6 protein-coding genes and 1 pseudogene are annotated in these 8265 nt (G+C 70.0%); 6 read left to right on the top strand and 1 reads right to left on the bottom strand.

Features of this window, described 5'->3' with window-relative positions:
- The 6 genes and pseudogenes from ACFZDJ_RS47370 to ACFZDJ_RS47345 all read left to right on the top strand — a co-directional run.
- A pseudogene (locus ACFZDJ_RS47370) lies at positions 1-324 on the top strand (sulfate adenylyltransferase small subunit); the annotation flags it as partial.
- A 2-nt stretch (positions 325-326) separates the two neighbouring features.
- Positions 327-1682: a GTP-binding protein gene (locus ACFZDJ_RS47365; RefSeq protein WP_391068744.1), complete on the top strand. Its 1356-nt coding sequence runs from the start codon at positions 327-329 to the stop codon at positions 1680-1682.
- A gap of 232 nt (positions 1683-1914) precedes the next feature.
- Positions 1915-3030 carry an aliphatic sulfonate ABC transporter substrate-binding protein gene (locus tag ACFZDJ_RS47360; RefSeq protein WP_390938206.1) on the top strand — a complete coding sequence of 372 codons (1116 nt, stop codon included), beginning with the start codon at positions 1915-1917 and terminating at the stop codon, positions 3028-3030.
- A 36-nt stretch (positions 3031-3066) separates the two neighbouring features.
- On the top strand, positions 3067-3855 hold the full coding sequence (locus tag ACFZDJ_RS47355) for an ABC transporter ATP-binding protein (RefSeq protein WP_099925332.1): 789 nt from the start codon (positions 3067-3069) through the stop codon (positions 3853-3855).
- Positions 3842-4762: an ABC transporter permease subunit gene (locus ACFZDJ_RS47350; RefSeq protein WP_391068741.1), complete on the top strand. Its 921-nt coding sequence runs from the start codon at positions 3842-3844 to the stop codon at positions 4760-4762. Before ACFZDJ_RS47355 ends, ACFZDJ_RS47350 begins: the two co-directional genes overlap by 14 nt.
- 8 nt (positions 4763-4770) lie before the next feature.
- Positions 4771-5511, top strand: a complete 741-nt coding sequence (locus ACFZDJ_RS47345; RefSeq protein ID WP_390938210.1) for a CbiX/SirB N-terminal domain-containing protein — start codon at positions 4771-4773, stop codon at positions 5509-5511.
- Between the two features lie 4 nt (positions 5512-5515).
- Here ACFZDJ_RS47345 and ACFZDJ_RS47340 read toward each other — a convergent pair whose 3' ends face one another.
- A complete protein-coding gene (locus ACFZDJ_RS47340; protein ID WP_391068738.1) occupies positions 5516-8116 on the bottom strand; it encodes a fibronectin type III domain-containing protein in 2601 nt (866 codons plus the stop codon).
- Between the last annotated feature and the right edge of the window lie 149 nt (positions 8117-8265).

Raw genomic sequence — 8265 nt, 5'->3', positions numbered from 1 at the left:
CAGTACATCGCCCGCGAAGACATCGAACTGCCCGACATCTACTTCGCGCACGAGCGTGAGGTCTTCCAGCGGTCGAACATGTGGCTGACCGCCGGTGAGTGGGGCGGCCCGAAGGACGGCGAGACGGTCGAGAAGCGGCTCGTCCGCTACCGGACCGTCGGCGACATGTCCTGCACCGGCGCCGTCGACTCCGACGCGACCACCCTGGACGCCGTGATCACCGAGATCGCCGCCTCCCGCCTCACCGAGCGAGGCGCCACCCGCGCCGACGACAAGATGTCCGAGGCCGCGATGGAAGACCGCAAGCGCGAGGGGTACTTCTAGACATGACCAGCACCACCGAACCCACCGAGCCGCTGTCGGTCGAGCAGTTGTCGGCCACCACGCTCCTGCGCTTCGCGACCGCCGGCTCCGTCGACGACGGCAAGTCCACGCTGGTCGGACGCCTGCTGCACGACTCCAAGTCGGTCCTGACGGACCAGCTGGAAGCCGTGGAGCGCGCCTCGGCGAGCCGTGGCCAGGACACCCCCGACCTCGCCCTCCTCACCGACGGCCTGCGCGCCGAGCGCGAACAGGGCATCACCATCGACGTCGCCTACCGCTACTTCGCCACAGCGCGCCGCCGGTTCATCCTCGCCGACACCCCCGGGCACGTGCAGTACACCCGGAACATGGTCACCGGCGCCTCGACCGCCGACCTGGCCGTCGTCCTCGTCGACGCCCGCAACGGCGTCATCGAACAGACCCGCCGGCACGCGGCCGTCGCCGCACTGCTGCGCGTCCCGCACGTGGTCCTCGCCGTCAACAAGATGGACCTCGTCGAGTACAAGGAGTCCGTCTTCGCGGCGATCGCCGAGGAGTTCACGGCGTACGCCTCCGAGCTGGGCGTTCCCGAGATCACCGCGATCCCGATCTCGGCGCTCGCCGGTGACAACGTGGTGGACGCCTCCGCGAACATGGACTGGTACGGCGGCCCGACGGTCCTGGAACACCTGGAGACGGTCCCGGTCAGCCACGACCTGGGGCACTGCCACGCCCGTCTGCCCGTGCAGTACGTGATCCGCCCGCAGACCGCCGAGCACCCCGACTTCCGGGGATACGCCGGTCAGATCGCCGCCGGTACCTTCCGGGTCGGCGAGAGCGTGACCGTGCTGCCCTCCGGGCGCACCACGAAGGTCGCCGGGATCGATCTGCTGGGCAAGCCGGTCGACGTGGCATGGACCCCGCAGTCGGTGACCCTCCTGCTGGAGGACGACATCGACGTCTCGCGCGGCGACCTGATCGTGCCGAGCAAGGACGCTCCCCCGACCACACAGGACGTCGAGGCGACCGTCTGCCACGTGGCCGACCAGCCGCTCACCGTTGGCCACCGGGTGCTGCTCAAGCACGGCACCCGCACGGTGAAGGCGATCGTCAAGGACATCCCGTCCCGGCTGACACTGGACGACCTGTCGCTGCACCCGCACCCGGGTCAGCTGGTCGCCAACGACATCGGCCGCGTCAAGATCCGTGCCGCCGAACCGCTTCCGCTCGACTCGTACGCCGACTCCCGGCGCACCGGCGCGTTCATCCTCATCGACCCGGCGGACGGCACCACGCTGACCGCGGGCATGGTCGGCGAGTCGTTCGCCGCACCGCAGCCGGTCAAGGACGAGGGCGACGACGACGGGTGGGACTTCTGACATGACACCCACCGACTTCTACTCCACGTTCGCCAAGGAGGGCGGCCGCGTCGGCAGCGGCGCCCTCGGCAGCGGGCAGGGCGGAGTGGCGCGATGTGCGCAATGACGTACGCGCACTGCCTGCGCGCCCCGTCCCCCCACCCGACGTCCCGGATGCGACGACGAAGACCTGCCGACCTCCCGGCCACGACCTGAAATCGTGACCGCCGGGCCAACGAGAGGAACCCCTCCCGTGCCTGCCATCCGCTCGAACCTCGTACGCCGCGGCATAGTCGCCGCCGTCGCACTCCCCCTGCTCGCGCTCGCCGCGTGCAGCTACGGCTCCGACTCCAAGGACTCCACCTCCTCGAAGGAGAAGGTCGCCGCCGGATCCTCGAAGATCGACGGTGTCGACACCGTGAAGATCGGCTACTTCGGCAACCTCACCCACGCGACCGCGCTGGTCGGCCGCCAGGAAGGCCTCTTCCAGAAGGCGCTGGGCGGCACGAAGGCGGAGTACTCCACCTTCAACGCGGGCCCCTCCGAGATCGAGGCCCTGAACTCGGGCTCGATCGACATCGGCTGGATCGGCCCCTCGCCGGCGATCAACGGCTTCACCAAGTCCCAGGGCAAGAGCCTGCGCATCATCGGTGGTTCGGCGTCCGGCGGCGTGAAGCTCGTGGTCAACCCGAAGAAGATCACGTCCTTGAAGGACGTCAAGGGCAAGAAGATCGCGACCCCGCAGCTCGGCAACACGCAGGACGTGGCGTTCCTCAACTGGATCGCGGACCAGGGCTGGAAGGTCGACGCGCAGAGCGGCAAGGGTGACGTCTCGGTCGTCCGTACGGACAACAAGATCACCCCGGACGCCTACAAGTCCGGCTCCATCGACGGCGCCTGGGTGCCGGAGCCGACCGCGTCCAAGCTGGTCGCCGAGGGCGGCAAGGTCCTGCTCGACGAGGCCTCGCTGTGGCCCGACAAGAAGTTCGTGATCACGAACATCATCGTGTCGCAGAAGTTCCTCAAGGAGCACCCGAAGGTCGTCGAGGCCGTGCTGAAGGGCTCGGTCGACACCAACAAGTGGATCAACGCCAACCCCGACCAGGCGAAGGCCGCGGCCAACGCCCAGCTGAAGGTCGACTCCGGCAAGGAGCTCCCGGCGAAGGTCCTCGACCCGGCCTGGAAGTCCATCCAGATCACCAATGACCCGCTGGCCTCCACCCTCAACACCGAGGCGGAGCACGCGGTCAAGGCGGGCCTGCTGGAGAAGCCGGACCTGAGCGGGATCTACGACCTCACGCTCCTGAACAAGGTCCTGGGGGCCGCGGGCGAGAGCACGGTCGCCGACGCCGGTCTCGGCGTCAAGTAAGGACCCACACCGATGAGTTCCCAGGAGGTGACGACCATGGCCACGACCCTCGCCAAGGCCGCCGACGGCGCCGAAGTGGTGGAGCACGCCGCCCGGATCGAGCATGTCTCGAAGTCCTTCGCCGGACCGGCAGGGCAGCAGCTCGTCCTCGACGACATCACCCTCGATGTCGCGCCGGGCGAGTTCGTCACCCTCCTGGGGGCCTCGGGGTGTGGGAAGTCGACGCTGCTCAACCTGGTCGCGGGCCTCGACGCCCCGACCGCGGGCAGCATCACGACCAACGGGCGCCCGGCCCTGATGTTCCAGGAGCACGCCCTCTTCCCGTGGCTGACCGCGGGCAAGAACATCGAACTCGCCCTGCGGCTGCGCGGTGTCGCGAAGTCCGAGCGCCGCGACCGGGCGGAGGAGCTGCTCGAACTCGTCCGTCTGAAGGGCGCGTACGGGAAGCGGGTGCACGAGCTGTCCGGCGGTATGCGCCAGCGCGTCGCGATGGCCCGCGCGCTCGCCCAGGACAGCCAGATCCTGCTGATGGACGAGCCCTTCGCGGCGCTGGACGCCATCACGCGGGACGTCCTGCACGACGAACTGACCCGGATCTGGCGCGAGACCCAGCTGTCCGTCCTCTTCGTCACCCACAACGTGCGTGAGGCGGTGCGGCTGGCCGAGCGGGTCGTCCTGCTGTCCTCCCGCCCCGGCCGGGTGGCCCACGAGTGGCGGGTCGACATCCCGCAGCCGCGTCGTATCGAGGACGCGGCCGTGGCGGAGCTGTCCGTCGAGATCACCGAACAACTGCGTGGGGAGATCCGCCGCCATGGCCAGCACTGAGACGAAGGCCGACGCGGCCGACCAGCCCGTCAAGGACAGCCCCGGCAGCGACATGGCGGGCCTGGAAGCGGGCCTCGACGCCCTGGAGACGACCGCGCATGCGGGCCGGCCGTCCTTCCGCCAGACCTTCGTCGAGAAGATACTGCCGCCGCTCGTCGCCGTCGCCCTGGTGCTGGTGGTGTGGCAGGCGCTGATCTCGTTCAAGGTCGTCACCGACCCGAGCAAGCTGCCCTCACCGTCCGACGTCTGGGGCGAGGTCAAGGACGCCTGGCTGCAGGGCACGCTGCTCGGCTACATCTGGACGAGTGTCTCGCGCGGTCTGCTCGGGTTCCTCTTCGCCCTGGTGATCGGCACCCCGCTGGGTCTGCTGGTGGCCCGCGTGAAGTTCGTCCGCGCCGCGATCGGCCCGATCCTCTCCGGCCTCCAGTCGCTGCCCTCCGTGGCCTGGGTGCCGCCGGCCGTCATCTGGCTGGGCCTGAACAACTCGATGATGTTCGCGGTGATCCTGCTCGGCGCCGTCCCGTCCATCGCCAACGGCCTGGTGTCGGGCGTGGACCAGGTGCCGCCGCTGTTCCTGCGGGCGGGCCGCACGATGGGCGCGACGGGACTGCGCGGGACCTGGCACATCGTCATGCCGGCCGCGCTGCCCGGCTATCTCGCCGGCCTGAAGCAGGGCTGGGCGTTCTCCTGGCGCTCCCTGATGGCGGCGGAGATCATCGCCTCCTCCCCCGACCTGGGCATCGGCCTCGGTCAGCTGCTGGAGAACGGCCGCACCGCCAGTTCCATGTCGATGGTCTTCCTCGCCATCTTCCTCATCCTGTTCGTCGGTATCGCCATCGACCTGCTGATCTTCAGCCCGCTGGAGCGGTGGGTGCTGCGCAGCCGCGGTCTTCTGGTGAAGAACTGAGCCAAGCCATGACGAGTCAGCCGGTCCTCCTGGTCATCGCCCACGGCAGCCGCGATCCGCGTCATGCCGCGACGGTGCACGCCCTCGTGCGGCGTGTGCGGGCCCGGCGTCCGGGCCTGCGCGTGGAGACCGGCTTCCTCGACTTCAACATCCCCTCGGTGCCGGGGGTGCTGGAGTCCCTGGCGGCGGAGGGCGTACGCGATGTGGTCGCCCTTCCCCTCCTGCTCACCCGTGCCTTCCATGCGAAGGCGGACATCCCGGCAGTCCTGCGGGAGGCCCCGGCGCGCCTGCGCATCCACCAGGCGGAGGTGCTCGGCCCCTCCCCCCTGCTGACGGCGGCGCTCGAACGCCGGCTGTACGAGGCGGGCCTGACCCCCGCCGACAAGTCCTCGACGGGGGTCGTGCTGGCCTCCGCGGGGTCCACCGACCCGGAGGCGATCGCGGTGATCGCAGAAATCGCGCGGGAGTGGCGGCACACCGGTTGGTGCGCCGTGCGGCCCGCGTTCGCCTCCGCATCCCTTCCACGCACCGAGGACGCGGTGCGCGAACTGCGCGCCCTCGGCTGCGAACGTGTCGCCGTCGCCCCCTACGTCCTCGCCCCCGGCTTCCTCCCGGACCGCATCGCCCGAGGCGCCGCCGAGGCGGACGTACTGGCCGACGTACTGGGCCCGGCACCGGAGGTGGCGCGGGTCCTGCTGGAGCGCTACGACGAGGCACGCGTCCCGGTGCCGGCGGCGCTCGGCGCCTGAACTCTCACGCCTTGGTGGTGGCCGTCACGGTGACCGCCGGTCCGGTGCCCGCCGCCGTCACCGTCGCGATCGTGACGGTGTACGACGTGCCCGGCCTGAGGCCTCCGATCACCCGGAACATGCCCTTCGCGGAGGGCTGGCCGACCAGGACGTCCCGGCCCGTGACGTCGATCGGGGCGCGGCCGTCGGAGACGGTGACCCGGTAGCCGACGACCTTGGCGTCGCCGGTGGCCGTCGGCGGGGTCCAGGCGACGGTGGCCGCGGTGGACGCCGTACGCAGCTTGGGGCCGGTCGGCGCGCCCGGCAGCGCGGTCACGGCCGTCGGGGTCAGCGGGAGCGAGGCGAGCGACGGGGCACTGGTGCCGTGGGCGTTGCTCGCGCTGACGGTGACCGTGAGCGGGCCGGCCGGCGCGGGCAGTCCGCCGATCCGTACGACCGCCGTGCGCTTGAACTCGGCCGCGCCGATGGCCTGTTCGCCCACCTGGCGACCGGACGCGTCGTACGCCCGCGCCGTGTAGCCCGTCACCGGTGAACCGCCGTCCACGAAGCTCGGGTTGAAGGTGACGTACAGGGCGTCGGCCCCCGCCGTGCTCGTACCGACGCGGGAGGGCGCCTCCGGGGTGGAGACGGCGCCGACGCTGCGGTTCAGCAGTCCTCGGTAGGCGGGTTCGAGTCCCGCGTTGCCGAGGATCTCCGGCGGTACGTCGGACGGGGCCGCCATGATCTTGTTGCCGGTCGTCACCAGTCCCTTGTTGTCGCCGTCGGCGGTTCCCTCCTCCCACCAGTTGTCCTTGACGAGGGTCGGGTCGTTGTTGCCGAGGGTGTCGCGGTAGTCGGTGTGACGGGAGGCGACGTTGGCGTACGAGGCGTTGTAGAGGACGTTGCCCTCGACCGTCTCGTAGGTGCAGCCGTTGTCGGTGTAGACGTTCTTTCCCAGGCCCCACTGGTCGTGGATGACGTTGCCGGTGACCTTCTCGCCGTCGGCCAGGGAGGTGCCCGTCAGTCCCTGGGTGTAGATGCCGCCGCCGTCGTCGAGCATCTGCATGTAGTCGAAGATCAGGTTGTCGCGGACGGCGTTGTCGTGGCTGGGGTTGGGGGTCGCCGGGTCGCCGATCTTGTCGGGCCAGCCGCCCCAGCCGAGGGAGACGGCGCTGTAGCCGACGTGGTCGATCTGGTTGTGGGCGATCGTGGTGCGCTGGGTCCAGCCGTTGAGGATCGCCACGCCGCCGTGGTACTCGCGGGGCAGTCCGTAGAGGTGATTGTTCGTCACCTGGATTCCGGAGGCCGGGGTCTGTCCGTCCACTGAGCCGATCTCCAGTCCGTTGCCGGAGATGTCGGTGAAGACGCTGGCGCCGACCGTGGAGTCCTTCGAGCCGGTGCCCAGGTCGAGGCCTGACGCGCCGAGATGGGCGAAGACGTCGTCGCTGAACGCGATGCGCTGCCCGTACGCGAAGGAGACGTTGCCCGGCATCCTGGTCCAGGACGCGAAGGGGCAGGTGCCGCCCTCGACGTACTGGCACAGGCCCTGCGTCGCCCAGCCCTTCTCTCCGGTGATGGTGTAGCCCGCCTGGATCTCGGAGAAGCCCTCGGGCCCCGAGGGGGTGAGCCAGGTGGCGTAGCTGAACTGCAGGCCGCGGAAGGCGAGGTCGTGGACGGGCGCGTCGGCGGTGCCCCGTCCGTCGATCAGCTTCTCGGCCTGTGCCGCCTCGACGTCGGCGCGCGCGAGGTTCTCGCCCTTGCGGGGCAGGTAGTAGACCCGGTGCGCGGTGCGGTCGAGATACCACTCGCCGGGCTGGTCAAGGAGCTCGTAGGCGTTCTCGACGTAGGTCGCCCTGCCGCCGTTGGTGAGGTGGCCGGGCCCGACCATGCTGACCGTGCGGCCGGGGATGTCCGGGAACTCGACCCGCTTGTTGGAGTTGTCCCAGCACGGCTGGACCATCGTGATCGTGGTGCCCTCGGCGGCGGCGATGCGGCAGCGCGGCTCGGTCCACTGGCCCAGGCCGTTGCGCTCGACGTTCCACAGGGACTCGCCGCTGGTGTAGACGAACTCGGCGTCGGAGGGGTGCTTCCAGTGCGCGAGGGTGTCGGAGGACGCCGTGTACCCGGTGGCGGTCTGGGTGAGGGTCACCGGCACGGCCCCGCGGGCCCGCTGGGCGCGCACCCCGTCGACGTACAACTGCCTTGTGTCGGTGAGGCCTTGGGGGGCGGGCGCGGACCACAGGCCCGGCCTCCCGGCGACCTGGCTCCAGCCCTGGACCTGTCGGCCACCGCTGATGACGGTGTTCCCGGTGCCCTGCCAGATCACCTGGTGGCCGCCGGTGCCCGAGTCCCGGCCGTCGAGGGTGAGGGGTGCGGTCTGCCGGTACGTACCCGACGCGAGGTGGACCGTCAGGTCGCCCTTCATCCCCGTGACGCGCTTGCGGACGAGGTCACGGGCGCGTTCCAGGGTGCGTACGGGCTGGCGGGCGCTGCCGTTCGCGTGGTCGTTCCCGCTCGGTGAGACGTAGAGGTCGGATGACGCGGGCTGGGCGGAGGACACGGCGCCCGGAATTCCGAGGGCCAGGACCGTGGAGATCAGGGTGACTAAGGCGGCTCTTCGGCGCATGGGGGCGGCTCTTCGGCGCATGGGCATGTTCCCCTCCCGTGGGATCAGCCTGTATCCAACGCCAAGAAAGGTAGGATCTATAAAGTGCCATCGTCAATGAATGCGACAGAGAACGGCCCAACTCCCTTCTAGTGGACACCCATTCATCC

The sequence above is a fragment of the Streptomyces sp. NPDC007896 genome (genome assembly GCF_042959425.1).
Classification (GTDB): Bacteria; Actinomycetota; Actinomycetes; order Streptomycetales; family Streptomycetaceae; genus Streptomyces.
This window is presented reverse-complemented; position numbering and strand designations above follow the sequence as displayed.

What these genes read in the sequence shown, in the direction of transcription:
- ACFZDJ_RS47365 (WP_391068744.1), top strand. Translation starts at nt 327, where the DNA reads ATGACCAGCACCACCGAACCCACCGAGCCGCTGTCGGTCGAGCAGTTG.
- ACFZDJ_RS47355 (WP_099925332.1), top strand. Translation starts at nt 3,067, where the DNA reads ATGGCCACGACCCTCGCCAAGGCCGCCGACGGCGCCGAAGTGGTGGAG.
- ACFZDJ_RS47350 (WP_391068741.1), top strand. Translation starts at nt 3,842, where the DNA reads ATGGCCAGCACTGAGACGAAGGCCGACGCGGCCGACCAGCCCGTCAAG.
- ACFZDJ_RS47345 (WP_390938210.1), top strand. Translation starts at nt 4,771, where the DNA reads ATGACGAGTCAGCCGGTCCTCCTGGTCATCGCCCACGGCAGCCGCGAT.
- ACFZDJ_RS47340 (WP_391068738.1), bottom strand. Translation starts at nt 8,116, where the DNA reads ATGCGCCGAAGAGCCGCCTTAGTCACCCTGATCTCCACGGTCCTGGCC.